This window comes from Phenylobacterium aquaticum (assembly GCF_022695515.1).
Lineage (GTDB): Bacteria > Pseudomonadota > Alphaproteobacteria > Caulobacterales > Caulobacteraceae > Phenylobacterium > Phenylobacterium aquaticum.
Genome location: NZ_JALDPT010000039.1, coordinates 1 through 16,826, shown reverse-complemented (window position 1 = coordinate 16,826; position 16,826 = coordinate 1). Strand labels below are relative to the sequence as shown.

Below are 16,826 nucleotides of genomic sequence, written 5' to 3'. Positions count from 1 at the left end.
CTAGCGGGGCGCCTCGACCTGTTCGACCAGGGCGGTCAGCACCTGGTCGACCTGGCGGCCCTCGATCTCGGCGGCCGGCGACAGGATCACCCTGTGGCGCAGGGCCGGCAGGGCCAGCGCCTTCACATCGTCCGGGATCACATAGTCGCGGCCGTCCAGCACCGCCCGCGCCCGGGCGGCGAGCGCCAGCATGGCCGCGCCGCGCGGCGAGGCGCCGCCCGACAGGTCGGCCGTCTCCCGGGTCGAGCGCACCAGGTTCAGCACATAGTCGACCACCTCGTCGCTCAGCCGCACGGCCGCCACGGTCTCGCCCGCCCCGCGGATCCAGTCGGCGTCGGCCACCTGCTCGACCCCCATGGCGGCCGGATCGGCCTGGCCGCTGCGCAGGCCGTGGGCGGCGATGATCGCGCGCTCCTCCTCGCGGTCGGGATAGCCCAGCACCTGCTTGAACAGGAACCGGTCGAGCTGGGCCTCAGGCAAGGGATAGGTGCCCTGCTGCTCCAGGGGGTTCTGGGTGGCCAGCACCATGAACCGGTCGCTCAGCACGTGCGACGCGCCGTCCAGCGTCACCCGGCGCTCCTGCATGGCCTCCAGCAGGGCGGCCTGGGTCTTGGGCGGGGTGCGGTTGATCTCGTCGGCCAGCAGCAGCTCGCAGAACACGGGCCCCGGATTGAACGTGAAGGTCGAGGTCTGGAAGTTGAACAGATTGGCCCCGACGATATCGGCGGGCATCAGGTCCGGGGTGAACTGCACCCGCCCGAAGTCGAGCTTCAGGGTCCGGGCGAAGCACTGGGCCAGGAAGGTCTTGGCCGTGCCGGGCGGCCCCTCCAGCAACACGTGGCCGCCGGCCAGCAGGGCGACCAGCATCAGGTCGACCGTGGCCGTCTGCCCGATCACCGCCTTGCCGATCTCGGCCCGGATGCGGTCGGCGGTCTGTTTCACGTCACCGACGATCATGGCTCATGTCCGATCTCCACTTGAACAGTCGAAGGGCGAGCGCGAGCGCGTCGCCGCGGGTCTTGGCGGCAGAGGCCGCCGTCTTCAGGGTCTCGAGGGATTCCGCCGGGCGCCGCTGGCGCTCCAGCCGCACCAGGCGTTCGGCGCGGGCGGCGGGATCGGTCTCCCGCTCCCCCAGCAGCTTCGCGGTCCGCGCCTCGACCAGGCTGACATAGGCGCCGACCAGCTCCGGCTCCTTGTGGGCGGCGCGGATCAGGGCGGCGGAATTGTCGATCAGGGCCCGCTTGCCGAGCGCGAAGGCGCGGCCCTCGCGGACCACGGGCCCAAACCGCACCGCCGCATGCACGCCCATCAGGGCGGCGGCGGCCAGCACGCAGAGGAATCCGCCCAGCAGGGGCGGCTCGAACAGCAGGCGCAGCGGGTCGCGGGCGCGCTTGAAGCCGTTCAGGGTCACGTCGAAGGCCACCCCGCGGTCGCCGCGCAGACCGTCCAGGATGGCGAGGCCCGCCCGCGCGGTGTTCAGCCCCTTCAACCCCTGGGTGTTCAGGAGGTCGGGATCGGACAGCACATACATCTGGCTGCGTCCCCAGCTGGCCAGGACCATGCCGCCCTGCTCGTCGGTCAGGGCTGGCCGCCAGCCCTCGCCCGCCAGGGTCTGCAGGTGGTCGACCGCGTCGAGGGGCAGGAAGACGCCGGGCCCGAACGGCCCGCCCGCGCCGCGCAGCGCCGGCCGCGAGACGCCCGGCCTCTGGGCCAGACGGATCGCGTGATCCTGAGCCCGGATCGGGGCCGCGGCCGCATCAGGCGTGATGACGCCGAGCTTCTTCACCCAGCCGAGGTGCGTCTCGTCGGGCGTGACATTCCATTTGGGCAGGATGATCAGCAACGGGCCGTCACCCCGATAGGCCGCCATCTCGTCCCGGTCGGGCATGACCCCCGGCGAAATGACCCGCAGGCCCGCGCTGTCGGCCAGGCTGTGCAGGGGCGTGCGGCTGACCACCACAGGCGTCCCCAGGGCCTGGAGCAGGGTCACGGCGCCGGCGAAACCCACCGCCGATTTCGACAGGGCGTGGGCCTCGCCATCCTCGCCGCCCCGCAGCTCCGGCGCATAGACCGACAGCACGGTGAAGCCGGCGAAGGCGAAGACGCCGACCAGCACCAGGGCGATCATGGTCCGGGGCGAGAAATCCGCCCGCACGCGCGGTTCGCTCACGCCCAGCGCTCCGGCAGGGCGAAGTCCTCATAGGCCTGGCGGCAGGCGGCGAACCGCGCCGCATCCACCGGCCGGCCGCCGAACAGGCTGCGCTCCACCACCTCGGCGATGACCGCGAAGGTCGCCCGCGCCTCGGCGGGCATGGCCTCGGCGCGGGCCAGGTCGCGGCTGGTCAGGGCGGGCTTGACCGCGCCCGGCCGGCGCCCGGCGAAATCGTCGATGCTGCGGTTCAGGATCAGGTGCGCGGCCTCGGCGTATCGGCCCTCTGCGGCCAGGCGGTCCGCGTCGGACAAGAGGGCCTTGGCCTTCTCGACGGTCGGCCGCCAGCCGGCGTCGGCCTGACGAAGATGGGCGGGCGCGGCCCGGTCGCCGCGGCCCACGCGGGTCAGGTCGCGGACGATGAACCAGGCGATCAGCACCACGCCCAGCACGAGCCCGCCCCAGAAGACGTATTTCAGCACGGGCGCGATCGCCAGGAAGCCGTGGCCGATCGCCTCCAGAAGCTTGACCAGCCAGGTCGGCGGCGGCGGGGGTTGCGGGACGGCGGTGAAGTCGAACTGCAGGCCGCGCGTAGCCAGGAGTTTGCGATGGGCGGCGGCGAACGCCTGCTCATGGTCGCCGACCGAAACCCCCAAGCGTCCGCCCCCGAAAGCCAAGGCGGGGCGCACCCGCCACCTATGGTGGAACCGAATAGGCCCGAGCCGTCGGGCGAGGTCAAGGAACCTCTGGCGCAGGACAGCCCTGGCCGCCGCGGGCCGCAAATTTCCCGCTCCTGCCGTTACGTCCCCGGCTTGACCGAGGCCCCCGCTGGCCTCCACCTGCACGCCAACCAGCATCAGGGAGCGGACGCATGGCCAAGGTGATCAGGATCGGCGGCGCGGGCGGCTTCCTGGGCGATTCCTCGGTGGCGGCGCCCCAGCTGCTGGCCGGCGGCAAGCTCGACTACATGATCCTCGACTACCTGGCCGAGGCGACCATGTCGGCGCTCGGCCAGCTCAAGGCCGCCCGCCCTGACCAGGGCTTCGCCCGCGACTTCACCGACTGGATCTGGAAGGACAACCTCCAGGAACTGAAGGCCCAGGGGGTGAAGATCATCACCAACGCCGGCGGCCTCAATCCCCACGCCTGCCGCGCGCGCATGGAGGAGCTGGCCGCCGCCGCCGGCCTGTCCTTCAAGATCGCCGTGGTCGAGGGCGATGATCTCTCCGACCGTCTGGCCGACCTGAAGTCCCGCGGCCTGACCGAGATGTTCACCGACGCGGCCTTCCCGGAGCCGGAGGCCGTCTTCTCCGCCAACGCCTATTTCGGCGGCCGCCCGATCGCCGAGGCCCTGGCCGCCGGCGCCGACATGGTGATCACCGGCCGGGTGGTCGATTCCGCCCTTACGCTGGGCCCCTTGATGTACGAGTTCGGCTGGACCGACCGTGACTATGACCTGCTCTCGGCGGGCTCGCTGGCCGGCCACGTCATCGAGTGCGGCGCCCAGGCCACCGGCGGCCTGTTCACCGACTGGCAGGACGTCCCCGACTGGGCCCACATCGGATATCCGGTGATCGAATGCCACGCCGACGGGTCCTTCATCGTCACCAAGCCCCCCGGCACCGGCGGCCTGGTCTCCGCCGCCGCCGTGGCCGAGCAGATCCTCTATGAGGTCGGCGATCCGCAAGCCTACGCCCTGCCCGACGTGGTCTGCGACTTCACGCAGGTGAAGGTCGAGGAGGTCGGCGCGCACCGCGTGAAGGTCACCGGCGCCAAGGGTTATCCGCCATCCGACCGCTACAAGGTCTGCGTCACCTTCGGCGACGGCTTCCGCTTCATCGGCGCCATGCCGGTGGTCGGCCGCGAGGCGGCGCTGAAGGCTCAGCGCCAGGCCGACGCCGTGCTAATCCGGGTCGGCGAGATGCTGCGCGACCGCAACCTGCCGCCCCTGCGCGACAGCCGCGTCGAGGTTCTGGGCGCCGAGGCCACCTATGGCGCCAACGCCAATCCGGCCCTGGCCGGGGTCCGCGAGGTCGTGGCCCGTATCGGCTGTGAGCATGAGAGCGCCGAGGCGCTGGGCCTGATGATGCGCGAGTTCGCCTCCCCCACCACCTCGATGAGCGTCGGGTCCACCGGCTGGTTCGGCGGCGCGCCGACCATCACCCCGGTCTGCAGGGTGTTCTCGATCCTGCTGCCGCGCGAAGAGATCCCGGCCAAGGTGGATGTCGGCGGCCAGACCCTGACCGTCGAGGCCGAGCGCCCGCCGCGGGTCTATGATCCCGCCGCCACCATCCGTCCGCCGGTCCCGGCCGATCCCGCCGCCAGGGACGCCGGCCCGATGAAGACCGTACCTCTGGTCCAGGTCGCCTGGGCGCGGTCCGGCGACAAGGGCGACGCCTTCAATGTCGGCGTCATCGCCCGCAAGCCGGAGGTCCTGCCCTGGATCCGCGCCGCCCTCACCGAGGCCCGCGTGAAGGCCTGGTTCGCCCACGAGTTCGCTGGCGCGCCGGCCCCCAAGGTCGTCCGCTACGAGCTGCCCGGCATGGCGGCGCTGAACTTCCACTGCATCCAGGCGCTCGGCGGCGGCCAGTTCTCCAGCCTGCGCCTCGACGCGCTCGCCAAGGGCAAGGCCCAGCAGCTGCTGGACATCGAGATCGAGGTCCCGGCGGCGCTGCTGGGGTGATCTCGCCACTCCGCCTGATCCGCGCTAGACCCGCCCCATGACCAGCAAGCCCCCCGCGCTGCGGCGCCTGATCGATCTGCCCGGCGTGGATGCGCTCGAATACCGCGCCCTGCTCAAGCGCGACTTCGCCGAGCCCGAAGCCCGCGCCGAGTTTCCCGAGATCGACGCCTGCACCACCGCACTTTTCGGCCTGACGGCGGACGAGGCCGAGGACCTGCCGCGCCCCGCGGGCTGGGACAATATCGAAAACAAGGCCCCCGCCGTTCAGGTCGCCGCCTTCGAGGCCGAGGGCTGGGACGTCACCGACGACAAGCGCCGGCCGCTCCGCGTGCTCGGCCATTTCAGCGGCCCGCTGTGGCTCGCCGTCCGCGGCGTCGCCGGGACCCTGCCCTACCAGGCCGAGACCGACGACTCCGAGGCCCTGCTCGCCAAGCTCGAGGCCGACGCCAAGCGGTTCCTGAAGCGGTAGGGCTCACTCCCCGTTCGCATCCACCACGATGGCCACGGTCTTGCCCCGCGACAGGGGCTCCCAGCCCGAGGCGATCGCCGAGGCGACGGCGTTCGCCACAAGGTCCCGGGGGATCTGGGCGGGTTGCAGCAGGGGCGCGCCGAACCGGGGGCGCGGCGGGGCGGGAAACTCCACCACGGCCTCGCGCTGGCCCTCGGCGTGACGCACGGCGATCGCCATGCCGCTCCACTCGCCAGTGTCGCTGGACCGCCCGGGCCGACGCTGCAGCCGCCACACATAGGGCTCCCCGCCCACGGTGATCTCGAACTCCGCGCTTTTCTTGGTCTTGGCCATGGGAGGGGGTTAGCGCGGCTGGCGGGTTGAGGCCAGCCTAGGCCGCCATCTGCTCGCGCAACAGCTCGCCCAGGATCGCCAGCCCACGCTCCGCATCTTCCGGCGCGGCGAGACTGAAGTTGAGGCGCAGAGCCTGGCAGGCGCCGCCCTGCGCCAGGAAGTGGCTGCCCGGCGTGAACAGCACGCCGCGCTCAAGCGCCCGCTTCAACAGCGCCTCGGGCGAGACCGCGCCCTTCAGCGTCACCCAGAAGAACAGCCCGCCGGGCGGCACGGTCCAGGTCGCGACGCCGCCGAGATGGCGGCTCAGCGCCTCCGCGAACACATCGCGCTTCTGCCGATAGAGCGCGGCGATCCGCGTCAGCCGCGCGTCACGGTCGGGGTCGTTCAGGTATTGCAGCACCATCCACTGGCTCAGGCGGTTGGTGTGCAGATCGGCGGCCTGTTTCAGCCGCACCAGCAGGGGGAAGAGATCCTCCGACGCGGTCAGGAAGCCCAGGCGCAGGCCGGGCGCGACGGTCTTGGAGAACGAGCCTTGATAGACCCAGGAGGCGGACGTGACGTCGGCGCAGACCGGCCGCCGTTCGCAGGGCTCATAGACCAGGTCGCGATAGGGATCGTCCTCGAACAGGATCACGCCATGGGCGTCGCAAGCCCGGGCGAGCGCCCGGCGCGCGTCGGCGCTCCAGCAGCCGCCGGTCGGGTTCTGGAAGGTGGGGGTGACATAGGCGACGGCCGGCGGGGCCTTGTCCCAGCCCTCGGCCGGGTCGGCGCGGTCGAGGATCTGGAAGTCCGCGCCGAAGAACCGGAACACCTGGAGGGCGGCGAGATAGGCCGGCGATTCCACCGCCACGACCGAGCCGGCGTCCACCGCCAGCTTGGCGACCAGGTCGATGCCCTGCTGCGAGCCCGACAGGATCAGCACCCGCTCGGGCGCGCTGTCGATCCCCAAGCCGATCAGCTCGGCCGCGATCTTCGCCCGCAGCTCGGGCTCGCCCTCGGTCGGGCCATATTGCAGCAGGTCGCCCGGCGGCGGCGGCAGTTCCAGCCCCGCGAAGCTCTCCGGCGAGGGCAGGCCGCCGGCGAAGGAGATCATGCCGGGACGCTGGCTGACGCTCAGCATCTCGCGCACCGGCGAGGCGTGCAGGTTCTGGGTCCGGACCGACAAGCGCGCCATCTTGGCCTCCGTTTAGCGTCAAGGTTATTGACCTATCGACAGCCTAAGGCGGGCAAGATTAATGTGTCAACATGCTTGACCTAGATCGCCAGGACGAGCTGCGCGGCGCGATCGAACTGCTCTATTTCGCCTATCGCGGCTTCACCGACCGGCCCGACCGCATCCTCGAACGCCGGGGCCTGGGGCGCGTCCATCACCGCATCCTGCACTTCATCGGCAGCCGGCCGGACATCTCGGTCCGCGGCCTGCTCGACCTCCTGGCCGTCAGCAAACAGGCGCTCAACGCCCCCCTGCGCCAGCTGGTCGAGATGCACCTGGTCACCGCCCTGCCCGCCGCCGGCGACCGGCGGGTCAAGAACCTGAGGCTCACCCCGGAGGGCGAGCGCCTGGAGGCCGAGCTGACCGGCGTCCAGGCTCGCCACCTGCAGACCGCCTTCGATCGCGCCGGCCCCGCCGCGGAGCAAGGCTGGCGGACCGTGATGACGGAGCTCGCCGAGCTGGCGAAGGGTTAGAGCGGATCGGCCAGGGGCGCGAGGTCGGGCGCGATCCAGCCCCGCCGGGCCTCCACCGAGAACAGCCGCGCCCGGCTCCAGTGAACCAAGAGCCAGTCCGGCTTGCCCAGCGGCGAGGCCATCAGGTCGTCGACCACCGCATGCAGCGGATGGTCCGCCGCATAGCGCCCCAGGAACCCCCGCGCCGCGGCGATCGAGGCCTGGGTGATGGTCTCGTGATAGCCGGCGCTGTCGGTATTCTCCCCGCCGGTCGCCAGATTATAGGCCCGGATCATGTCCGGCATCACCGTCCCGAGCGGCGGCTCGGGCGCATGCCGCAACAGCCACAGGGCGGCGGCGAAATGGGCCGCATGGGTCCATTCCGCCTTGGGCAGGGTGCGCTCCACGAGCCCCCGGCCCACGCGGGCCACGGCGTCGTCATCAGCATAGTGTTTGGTCATCTTGGGTCTCCAACAGGAAGGCCCGGGCAGCGAACGAAGATCTTCCCCCCGCCGGCCGGGCGGGGTGGGTGGATCATTCGAACGGGACTGGGATCAGCCCGCCGCGCGCACCCGCACCGCCGGAATGGGGCGTTGCTGCTGCTGGGTGCGGGTCAGGATATGAGCCATGGGCCCTGGTAGTCGCCAGATCAGCGTTCTGTCAATCGGCGTCCGCCGCATAGACCTGTCGCCCGCCGACCCAGGTCTCCAGCACCCGGATCGCGCCGATCTCCGCCCGCGGGACCTCGCGGGGGTCGGCGTCCAGCACCACGAAGTCGGCGAACTTGCCGGGCTCCAGCGAGCCGATCTCGTGCTCCGAATGGCACTGCCAGGCGGCGTCGCGGGTCAGCGCGATGATCGCCTGCTCCACCGTGACCCGCTCGGCGGGATTGAGCACGCCGCCCGGCTCCTGCCAGAGGCTGCGGTTCACCGCATTGTCGATGAGCCTGAGCGGGCCCATCTCGGTCACCGGCTCGTCGGAATGCATCGTCCAGCGGATCCCGGCCTGGCCGCAGGAGGCGGCGCGGCCGAGCAGGTCCGCCTTCGCCGGCCCGAAAATCTCGTCGCGGAACGCCCGGCCCCAATAGTGGACATGGCCAATCAGGAAGCTGGGGCTGACCCCCAGCCGTGCGATCCGGGCGATTTGGTCGTCATGCAGGATCGAGCAATGCTCGATGCGGAACCTCAAGCCCGGGTCGCATCCTGCGGCCTGCGCCGCCTCAATGGCGTCCAGCGCCCGGTCGATGGCCAGATCGCCGTTGGCGTGGATCACCACCTGCCAGCCCTGCAGGGCGCGCTGGACCACGATGTCCGTCAGGGCGTCGGGCTCAACATAGGCCATGCCGGCGCTCTCGCTCCCCAGATAGGGCTCGCGCTGCAGGCCCGTCCGCCCCTGGTTCGAGCCGTCCGAGACGATCTTCCATCCCACGGCCCGGGCCATGGCGTCGCCGTCCCCCGGCTTCGGCCCGCTGGCGTCCCAGTGCCGCGCCCCGGCGTTGATCACGGAATAGCGCAGCCGCGTGGTCATGTGGCCGGAGGCGGCGAAGGCGTGATAGGCGCCGATCTCGTCCTTGCCCAGGAAGCCGCCGCTGGCCTGGTCGCAGAAGGTGGTCACCCCGGCCCGATTGGCCTTGGCGCAGACCTTCTGGCAGGCGGCCGGAACATCGGCCACGCGCATGGCTCCGAGGTTATGGCCCAGCACGGTGAACATGGCCGCCTGACCCTGCAGCACCCCGTTCGGCGCGCCGTCCAGGTCGCGCACATAGACCGCGCCCGGCGGATCGGGGGTCTCCGCCGTCACGCCGGCGATCTTCAGGGCGGCGCTGTTGCAATAGGCGATGTGCAGCGAGGCGTTGAAGATGAAGACCGGCCGGTCGGGGGCGACCTGGTCCAGGGTGTGGCGGCTGATCCGCTCGGCGCCCGGCTGCAGGGACGGATCGAACTGGCGGGCCAGCACCCAGTCGCCGGCCGGCGCCGTCTGGGCCAGTTCCCCCACCCGCGCGATGACGGCGTCCGCGTCGGCGCAGACCATGGCCCCGACATTGGCCATCTTCTCCAGGACGGCGATGATGAAGAAGTGCATGTGCGGCTCGATGAAGCCGGGCAGCACCACGCGCCCGCCGCCATCGATCAGCTGGGCGTCCTCGCCGGCCGCCGCGCGGACGGTCTCCAGATCGCCGGTCGCCAGGATCACCCCGTCGTGGAAGGCGATCGCGTCGGCCACTGAGAAGTCGGCGTCCACGGTCAGGATCCTGGCGTTGGTCAAGACCGTGGTCCCGGCGTGAGGCGCCGGCGGCGGTCCCAGTCGCCCCCAGGCCGCCGGCCGGCTCGCCCCCGCCAGGAACGGTCGGGACAGAAGCCCAAGCCCGGTCAGGGTCGGCGAACAGCAGGCGCAGCCGAAGCGGTCCGCCTGGAACGGCCGGATCGCCGGGCCATCCCCCAGGGCGACGCCGCCCCGCTCCGCTGCGATCTCTGTCTGATCCACGATTCCGTCCCTCGACTGCCCGGGCAGAATGGCCCAGGCGCCGGGGCATGGACAGGACGGAACAACCCTATCTGAGGAGGGCGTGGATCGCCTGGCCGCCGAGCGCCAGGCCCAGCACGATGATCAGGCCGCTGGAGACATAGGGCGCCCTGCGCGCAAAGCCTTCGAAGGCCGCGCCCCAGCGCTTCTCGGCCTGGCGCGCGGCCAGGGCCGCGCCGACACCCACCGAGACCATGGTCACGGCCAGGCCGATGGAGAAGCACAGCACCAGCACCACGCCGAGCGCCACCTGCTTCAGCTGCAGGCACAGGAGCAGGACGGTGATCGAGGCGGGGCAAGGGATCAGGCCGCCGGTCAGGCCGAACAGCACGATCTGGCCGGTGGTCGCCGTCCGCCCCTGGAAGCGCTTGGCGATGTCGGCGGCGTGCGCCCGCTCGTGCGCGTCCTCATAGGCGTGCGCCGCATCATGCCGGTGGTCGTGGCTGTGACCAGGGTCGTGATCGTGGTGGTGGTGATGATCGTGGTCATGGTCATGGTGGTCGTGGTCGTGATCGTGATAATGACCGTGCGCGTGATCATGGCTGTGGCCGTGCGCCCCATGGCCCGCATGGGCCTTGCGCCAGGCCCGGCCGTCGCTCCAGGTCCGCCAGAGCATCCATAGGGCCACGGCCAGGATGATCCCCGCCGAGGCCAGCTGGAACCAGGGCTCGGAGGTCTCCATGTTCAGGTTGCGCCCGAAATAGAGCCCCGCCAGCGCCACCGCCCAGACCACCAGGGTGTGGGAGAAGGTCGCCGCCAGGCCCAGCAGGATCGCCTGCCCCACCGTGCCCCGCACCGCGATGATGAAGGCCGCCATCATCGTCTTGGAGTGACCGGGCTCCAGCCCGTGCAGGGCGCCCAGCACCAGGGCCGAGGGGATGAACAGCCAGGCGTGACCCTGGGCGAGCAGGGTGGCGAAATCGGTCATGCGGCGGCCTGTGAAACGGGCTTCTGCAACAGCACCCACCAGCAGCCGTTGATCGCGCCCTCGTCGATCACCTCGAAGCCGGCCTTCCGCGCCATGGCCCGCCAGGCGGACTTCGGCGTCAGCAGGAAGGAGAGCACGCTGCCGATGGTGAACATTATGGGGCCGGGGGTCCAGACCGCCATCAGGAACCGGCCGCCCGGCTTCAGCACCCGGCAGGTCTCGGTCAGGCCGGCCTGCTTGGCCGCGCCCAGGTGGTCATAGACATTGGTGCTGACCGCCGCGTCGAAATCGCCCTCCGGGAACGGCATGGCGGTCAGGTCGCCGGTCACCACCTCGACCCGGTCGGCGAGGCCGGAGATCTTCAGGTTGCGCTCCAGCAGGGCGCGGCCGCCGTCGTCGATATAGTCGGCGTCGAAGCGGTCGAGGGCCGTCACCCGCCCCTGCCGCAACACCCGGCTGAGCGCGATGGTCGTGCGTCCCGCGCCGCAGCCGGCGTCCAGCACCCGGTCGGTCTCGCCACGCACCAGATCGACCATGGGCAGCACCATGTGGTCGGGCCGGCGAAAGGCGCTCATGGTGGTGTTGCCGAACAGGAACAGCACGGCCTGGACCACCAGCAGGAAGCTGATCGGCCAAAGGCCGGGGTTGGAGACCTGCACCGCCACCGCGGCGGCGAGCGCCACCAGGGCCGCCACCGCCAGGCCGTTCATCCAGCCCGGCCCCCAGCCGAACTCCAGGGCGTCGCCGGCCGGCAGGGCCTGCTTGCGCAAACCCCGGATCCAGTCGCGCAGCGCCATGCCGTAGAGCGAACTCAGGATCACCACCGCCCCGATCAGGTGGAACCCGGCGAACAGCAGGATGGAGGTCGAGACCCCCTTCAGGCGCGGGGCGTAGATCATCAGGCCGCGCCGGCCGCCAGGCCCAAAAGGCCGATCAGCCACATGTAGCTGTGGGCGTGTCTCACTCTCGTCTGGGCCATTTCAGCCTCCTGAGTTTCGAGGGATCAGAGGTACTTGGCGAGCTGCTTCAGCTCGGCCAGGGCCGCGCGGCCGTCAGGCCCCTCGGCGTCGTGCAGGCAATGTTCGATGTGGTCGTGGATCAGCTCGCGCTTGGCGTTGGTCACCGCCGCCTCCACCGCGTGAAGCTGCTGGGCGAGATCCAGGCACGGCCGCCCGGCCTCGATCATGCCGATGATCGACTTCAGATGCCCCTCGGCGCGCTTCAGGCGCTTGATGATGGCGGGATGCGAGGCGTGGGCGTGATCGTGTTCGGACATGGGCGCATCCTATCCCCCTGGAGGGGATAGGCAAGCCTGCTTTTGAGCGGCACGTCATTTGAGAACGTCCAACGTTTTCCGCTCATCCCGGCGAATGCCGGGATGAGCGGAGGGGGAGCGCGCGCTGCCTAGTCCGCCATGTCCGCATCGGGCCGCCCGTCGCCGGACAGCAGCACGGCCAGCGGCCGCGTGCCCTTGAACTCCGCCAGGATCGCCATGGCCAGCACGGTCAGGGGCGTCGACAGGAAGGCGCCCGTCACCCCCCAGACCGCGCTCCAGAAGGCCAGAGCCAGCAGCACCACGATCGGGTCGACGTTCAGGCTCTTGCCCTGCATGCGCGGCTGGACCACGTGGCTGACCAGGAAGTGGATCGCCTCCAGCCCGACCAGCAGCACGATCGCCCGGGTCACGCCGTCCACCTCGACCAGGCCGAACAGGGCCGGGAACAGGACCCCAATCGCCGCCCCCACGGCCGGGATGTAGTTGGCCATGAAGATGATCAGGCACCAGAACGGGATGTGCGACAGCCCCGTCAGGGTCATCAGCACCGCCGACAGGGCGGTGATCAGCACGCCCACCAGGGTCTGGACCCAGATGTACTGCTCCACCCCGCGGCGGACCCGGAAGAACACCCGCTGGGCCTCGGCGCGATCCTCCGCCGAGCCGAACAGCTGGCTGGTCTTGGCCGCGAAGCCCTGACGCGAGGCGACTAGGAAGCCCAGATAGATCAGGACGAAGACCGCGGCCTCGGCGAAATGGCTGACCGCCTCGGCCAGCACGCCGGCGAACCGGCTGGGGTTCAGCTTCTCGATCAGATCGGCCAGGGTCGGGGTGACGTTCAGCCCCAGCCTCTGGGCGCCGTTGCTGAGCAGGGTGTTGATGTGCGCCGTATAGGTCGGCGCCTGCAGCGCCAGCGCGTGGGCGTTGTCGGCGGTGATCCAGATGGTCAGGGCGAACACCAGCACGATGGCGCCGATGGCGACCGGCAGGGCGGCCTTCTTCGGAAAGCCCGGAACCCGGGCGTTCAGCAGGCGGGCGACCCCGTCCACCATGATCAGCAGGAACAGCGCCATCACGAACGGCTCGAGCATCCGGCGCAGGGCGTAGAGGGTGAAGCCGGTCAGGATCGTGGCGATGATCACCACCGCGACCTTCACGGTCCCGAGCTGGCCGCCCAGGGAGGTCCGCGCGTCGGGGTGAGCCATGGTCGAATCTCCGGCGGATCGGGCAGTGCGGCTACTTAGCCCCGCGCCCCCGCCGCGTCACAAGCCTCTTGCCCCGACCAAGCCGCCGTCCTTAGAAACGCGCATCGACTTTTCGATATTTCCGTCTCCCTCGGCTCATTTCAGCGCCTCATTTCCAAGGTTTCGATTTCCATGACCGATATCGTCGTGCCGCGGCAGTTCCGCGGACCGCCCACCACCGCCAATGGCGGCTATATCTGCGGCGTCCTGTCCAATGCGGTCGGCGGCCGGGGATCGGCCATGCTGCGGGCCGGCGTGCCCCTCGACGTCCCCGTCACCCTGGCCCTGGCGGCGGACGGCTCGGCCACCCTCAGCAACGCCGAGGGCCAGCCGCTCGGCTCGGCCAAGCCCGCCGAGGACAGCGCCTTGCCCGCCCCGCCGGCGCCGCCCTCGATCGAGGCCGCCCGCGCCTTCGGCGAGACCTCGCCCTTCGCCAAGCGCCCCCTGCACCGCGGCTGCTTCTCCTGCTGCATCGAGCGCGCGGACGGCGAGGGCCTGGGGGTCTATGTCGGCCAGGTCGAGGGCGCGCCCGCCGGCCAGTGCGCCGGCGTCTGGACCCCGCACGCCAATTTCGCCAATCCCGACGGGACCCTGCCCGACGAGATCACCTGGGCGGCCCTGGATTGCCCGGGCTCCATGGCCTGGTTCATCAAGACCGGCGCGCCCGTGGGCCTGCTCGGCACCATGGCTGGCGAGGTCCTGATCAAGCCCCGCGCGGGCGAGACCTATGTGGTCAGCGCCTGGGCGCTGGAGGCCGAGGGCCGCAAGCACTTCGCCGGCGTCGCCCTGTTCGACAAGGACGGGACCCTGATGGCCCGCGGCGGCCAGATCTGGATCGGCCGCGCGCCCGCGCCGCCGCCGGCCGCCTAGACCTCGACCCCGTGCTTGCGCAGCTTGCGCACCAGCTTGCGGAACAGCTGGGCGTTGGCGGCGAACATCGCGGCCAGTTGCACCGGATCGGCCTTCTCCTGGATCGCCATCAGCCCGCCGGGCTGGCGCTCCAGGAGCCCCTTCTCCACCAGCCCCTTGATGCGCCGCCGACAGGTTTCACGCGGCAGGCCCAGGCTCTCGGAGATGGCCAGGCTGGTGATCGGGCGGCGGACCTCGAACGGGATGGTCTGGCCCTTGGACCAATAGACGTCGACCTTCTCCGGATCGTCGAGCAGGTGGGCGACATTGGCCGCGGAGACCGCGTTCAGGATCAGGATGTCGGTGGGATCCATGCCGCTCGACTGGGTGAGCAGCCCCACCATCGAGATCATGTACTCGGCCGTCAGACGCGCGATCTTCCGGATATTGGTCGCGTCATCCATGCCTAGAACGCCCGCCGCCGCCCGAGAATCTCGTCCCCGCGTCCAGGGCTAGCATCAATTCGCGGCTTGGACACCGCGACGTGGCGCGCAGCCTCAGATCTCGACGCCATGCTGTCGCATCTGGCGGATCATGCGGCGGAACAGCTGGGCGTTCGAAAAGGCCAGCGCGATGGTGCGTTCCGGGTTCTGCAGCTCCGGGGTGGCGATCAATCCGCCTTTCAGGCGCATCAGCTGGCCGGCCTTCACAAGCCCCGAGATTCGCCGCCGCACGGTCTCCCGGGGCAGGCCCAGGCTTTCGGCGATCGCCAGGCTGGTGATGGGCCGCTTCAGCTCGATCGGCAGCGGCGCGTCAGGGGCCTGGTATTCGGCGGTCAGGTCCTGCCGGTCGCGCAGATGGGCGACATTGGCCGCCCCGATGGCGTTCAGGACGAGCATGTCGACGGGATCGAGGCCGGTCTCGCGGATCATCTCGGAGACGAGGCCGATCAGATATTCCGAGGTCAGACGCGAGATCGTCCGGAGGTGGGCGGGGTCGTCCATGCAGGCGGCGCGGGCCCTCAATCAGTCAACCCGAGCAGTCTACTATGGTTTACGCCGCCCCGCACCTGTTTGCGCGGCGGTCAGCGGGGCGCCGAGAGCCTCGGCCAGTCGTCCCGGCGGATCTGGGGCGCCGCGTAGGTCTGATGGGGCGCGGCAAGGGCCTTGCGACGGCGCGCGCCGCCAGCCACTGGCTGACCCACAGGGCCCATCCAAAGGGAACATCCTTATGCAGTCTGCTCAGCTCTTCCATGACGGAGATCCTTTCCATTCCTTGATCTGACAACGGAAACATGGTCGCATCGCCGCGCCAGGACAAACGGGTCTTCCTCGTGTATGGATAAGCTGTACTTATGTCTGATCCGCTCGCCCAGATCCCCTTGAGCGCCATCCGGGTGTTCGAAGCCGCCGCGCGGCTGTCGAGCTTCACCCGCGCGGCGGAGGAACTCGGAATCACCCAGGCCGCGGTGAGCTGGCAGGTGAAGGCGCTGGAGCGGCGGCTGGGGCTCACCCTGTTCCGCCGCCTGACCCGCGAAGTCGTCCTCACCCCGCCGGGCGAGCGCCTGGCCCGCGCCGCGACCGAGGCGGTCACCGGCCTGCGCGTGGCGCTCGCCGACATCACCGGCGCGGCGGAGGGCGTGCTCTCGATCACCACCATGCCGTCGCTGGCCACCCAGTGGCTGGCGCCTCGGCTGGGCGCCTTTCAGCTGGCCCATCCGAAGATCGCCGTGCGGCTGGAGACCTCGACCCGCACCATCGACCTGACGCGGGAGAACACCGACGTCGCCCTGCGTGGCGGCGCCGGCCAGTGGCCGGGCCTGGAGGCCATCCACCTGTTCGCCCACACCCAGACCCCGCTCTGCACCGCCGAGACCCGCGACCGCCTGGGCGGCCTCGCCCATCCCCGCGACCTGCTGGACGCGCCGCGCATCGGGTCGGAGGAGGAATGGGCCCTGTGGTTCGCCGCCGCCGGGGTCGCCCCGCCCGGCCCCGCCGCCGGCCCGCGCCTGGCCGGCGACGCCCAGACCTTTGAGGTCGCCTCGGCCCTGGCCGGCCACGGGATCGCCCTGGGCTCGCCGATCTTCTTCTCAGGCGAGATCGCCCAGGGTCGCCTGGTCCAGCCCTTCGACATCTCGCCGGCCTACGGCCCCGGCTATTGGCTGGCCTATCCCGCCGAGCGCGCGCGGGTTCCCAAGATCGCCGCCTTCCGCGACTGGATCCTGGCCCAGGTCGCCGCCGACCCGGCCATCGCCCGCCACCGGCGCCCCGGCGGCCCAGCGAATATCCCACCATTTCCTAGAAATTCTATCGAGACCTAAAAGCCACTCGTTCGATAGGAATTACTCGGCGGCGTTTCCTCCCCCTTGGCGCCGCCAGGAGAGCCTCGACGCGGGCCGGCCCTCCCAGGCCGGCCCGCGGTTGCGGGACTTATGGAGTGATTTCTGTGATCTACCGAATGCGATGTCGGGCCTGAGCGGCCGCTGACGACCTGGCTGACGCCGCCGTAGAGGGCGCAGCCCACCACCAACATCATGTCTTTCTGGGCGAGCGCCACCGGGTCCCGGGGCGCTTCGGGGATAACTATGCCTTCAACAAAACTGAAACTCTTCTGGGCCGCGTCAGGCGCCGCCCTGGCCCTGGCCCACCCGGCCTGGGCCGACGAACCCGCCCGCGCGCTCAGCGCGGCTGACGCCGCCGGCGGCCGC

18 protein-coding genes are annotated in these 16,826 nt (G+C 70.6%); 5 read left to right on the top strand and 13 right to left on the bottom strand.

Features of this window, described 5'->3' with window-relative positions; translation table 11 throughout:
• The 3 genes from MQH10_RS22010 to MQH10_RS22000 are packed head-to-tail and all read right to left on the bottom strand — an operon-like array spanning nt 1 to nt 2,805.
• Nucleotides 1–957, bottom strand: a complete 957-nt coding sequence (locus MQH10_RS22010; RefSeq protein WP_242566128.1) for an AAA family ATPase — start codon at nt 955–957, stop codon at nt 1–3.
• Complete coding sequence (locus MQH10_RS22005) at nt 944–2,170, bottom strand: DUF4350 domain-containing protein (protein WP_242566127.1); 1,227 nt, start codon at nt 2,168–2,170, stop codon at nt 944–946. The genes MQH10_RS22010 and MQH10_RS22005 overlap by 14 nt, the downstream gene beginning before the upstream one ends.
• Complete coding sequence (locus tag MQH10_RS22000) at nt 2,167–2,805, bottom strand: DUF4129 domain-containing protein (protein WP_242566126.1); 639 nt, start codon at nt 2,803–2,805, stop codon at nt 2,167–2,169. Before MQH10_RS22000 ends, MQH10_RS22005 begins: the two co-directional genes overlap by 4 nt.
• A 215-nt stretch (nt 2,806–3,020) precedes the next feature.
• On the opposite strand from MQH10_RS22000, the gene MQH10_RS21995 reads away from it, so the two are divergent.
• Nucleotides 3,021–4,832 carry an acyclic terpene utilization AtuA family protein gene (locus tag MQH10_RS21995; RefSeq protein WP_242566125.1) on the top strand — a complete coding sequence of 604 codons (1,812 nt, stop codon included), beginning with the start codon at nt 3,021–3,023 and terminating at the stop codon, nt 4,830–4,832.
• Between the two features lie 37 nt (nt 4,833–4,869).
• On the top strand, nt 4,870–5,301 hold the full coding sequence (locus tag MQH10_RS21990; protein ID WP_242566124.1) for a hypothetical protein: 432 nt from the start codon (nt 4,870–4,872) through the stop codon (nt 5,299–5,301).
• A gap of 3 nt (nt 5,302–5,304) precedes the next feature.
• Here the strand turns inward: MQH10_RS21990 and MQH10_RS21985 are convergent, their stop codons facing one another.
• Both MQH10_RS21985 and MQH10_RS21980 read right to left on the bottom strand, forming a co-directional pair.
• Nucleotides 5,305–5,634: a hypothetical protein gene (locus tag MQH10_RS21985; RefSeq protein ID WP_242566123.1), complete on the bottom strand. Its 330-nt coding sequence runs from the start codon at nt 5,632–5,634 to the stop codon at nt 5,305–5,307.
• A gap of 37 nt (nt 5,635–5,671) precedes the next feature.
• A complete protein-coding gene (locus tag MQH10_RS21980) occupies nt 5,672–6,808 on the bottom strand; it encodes an aminotransferase-like domain-containing protein (RefSeq protein ID WP_242566122.1) in 1,137 nt (378 codons plus the stop codon).
• Nucleotides 6,809–6,879: 71 nt separating this feature from the next.
• Between MQH10_RS21980 and MQH10_RS21975 the strand changes: the two genes are divergently transcribed.
• A complete protein-coding gene (locus MQH10_RS21975) occupies nt 6,880–7,320 on the top strand; it encodes a MarR family winged helix-turn-helix transcriptional regulator (RefSeq protein WP_242566121.1) in 441 nt (146 codons plus the stop codon).
• Here MQH10_RS21975 and MQH10_RS21970 read toward each other — a convergent pair.
• The 6 genes from MQH10_RS21970 to MQH10_RS21945 form a co-directional block, all read right to left on the bottom strand.
• A complete protein-coding gene (locus MQH10_RS21970; RefSeq protein ID WP_242566120.1) occupies nt 7,317–7,760 on the bottom strand; it encodes a hypothetical protein in 444 nt (147 codons plus the stop codon). The genes MQH10_RS21975 and MQH10_RS21970 overlap by 4 nt on opposite strands.
• A 199-nt stretch (nt 7,761–7,959) precedes the next feature.
• Nucleotides 7,960–9,783 carry an amidohydrolase gene (locus MQH10_RS21965; RefSeq protein ID WP_242566119.1) on the bottom strand — a complete coding sequence of 608 codons (1,824 nt, stop codon included), beginning with the start codon at nt 9,781–9,783 and terminating at the stop codon, nt 7,960–7,962.
• 67 nt (nt 9,784–9,850) lie between these two features.
• On the bottom strand, nt 9,851–10,750 hold the full coding sequence (locus MQH10_RS21960; RefSeq protein WP_242566118.1) for a nickel/cobalt efflux transporter: 900 nt from the start codon (nt 10,748–10,750) through the stop codon (nt 9,851–9,853).
• Nucleotides 10,747–11,649, bottom strand: coding sequence for a class I SAM-dependent methyltransferase (locus MQH10_RS21955; RefSeq protein WP_242566117.1), 903 nt, complete (start codon nt 11,647–11,649; stop codon nt 10,747–10,749). The genes MQH10_RS21960 and MQH10_RS21955 overlap by 4 nt, the downstream gene beginning before the upstream one ends.
• Before the next feature lie 104 nt (nt 11,650–11,753).
• Nucleotides 11,754–12,026, bottom strand: coding sequence for a metal-sensing transcriptional repressor (locus MQH10_RS21950; protein WP_242566116.1), 273 nt, complete (start codon nt 12,024–12,026; stop codon nt 11,754–11,756).
• Between the two features lie 128 nt (nt 12,027–12,154).
• A complete protein-coding gene (locus tag MQH10_RS21945; RefSeq protein ID WP_242566115.1) occupies nt 12,155–13,231 on the bottom strand; it encodes an AI-2E family transporter in 1,077 nt (358 codons plus the stop codon).
• Nucleotides 13,232–13,402: 171 nt separating this feature from the next.
• Here MQH10_RS21945 and MQH10_RS21940 point away from each other — a divergent pair, with 171 nt between their 5' ends.
• The gene (locus MQH10_RS21940) at nt 13,403–14,140 is read left to right on the top strand and encodes a hypothetical protein (RefSeq protein WP_242566114.1); all 738 of its coding nucleotides are present in this window, start codon (nt 13,403–13,405) and stop codon (nt 14,138–14,140) included.
• Here the strand turns inward: MQH10_RS21940 and MQH10_RS21935 are convergent.
• Both MQH10_RS21935 and MQH10_RS21930 read right to left on the bottom strand, forming a co-directional pair.
• Nucleotides 14,137–14,583: a winged helix-turn-helix domain-containing protein gene (locus MQH10_RS21935; RefSeq protein WP_242566113.1), complete on the bottom strand. Its 447-nt coding sequence runs from the start codon at nt 14,581–14,583 to the stop codon at nt 14,137–14,139. The genes MQH10_RS21940 and MQH10_RS21935 overlap by 4 nt on opposite strands.
• Nucleotides 14,584–14,676: 93 nt before the next feature.
• Nucleotides 14,677–15,123, bottom strand: a complete 447-nt coding sequence (locus tag MQH10_RS21930) for a hypothetical protein (protein ID WP_242566112.1) — start codon at nt 15,121–15,123, stop codon at nt 14,677–14,679.
• Nucleotides 15,124–15,473: 350 nt separating this feature from the next.
• Here MQH10_RS21930 and MQH10_RS21925 point away from each other — a divergent pair, with 350 nt between their 5' ends.
• Nucleotides 15,474–16,439 carry a LysR substrate-binding domain-containing protein gene (locus MQH10_RS21925; RefSeq protein ID WP_242566111.1) on the top strand — a complete coding sequence of 322 codons (966 nt, stop codon included), beginning with the start codon at nt 15,474–15,476 and terminating at the stop codon, nt 16,437–16,439.
• Nucleotides 16,440–16,826: the final 387 nt, after the last annotated feature.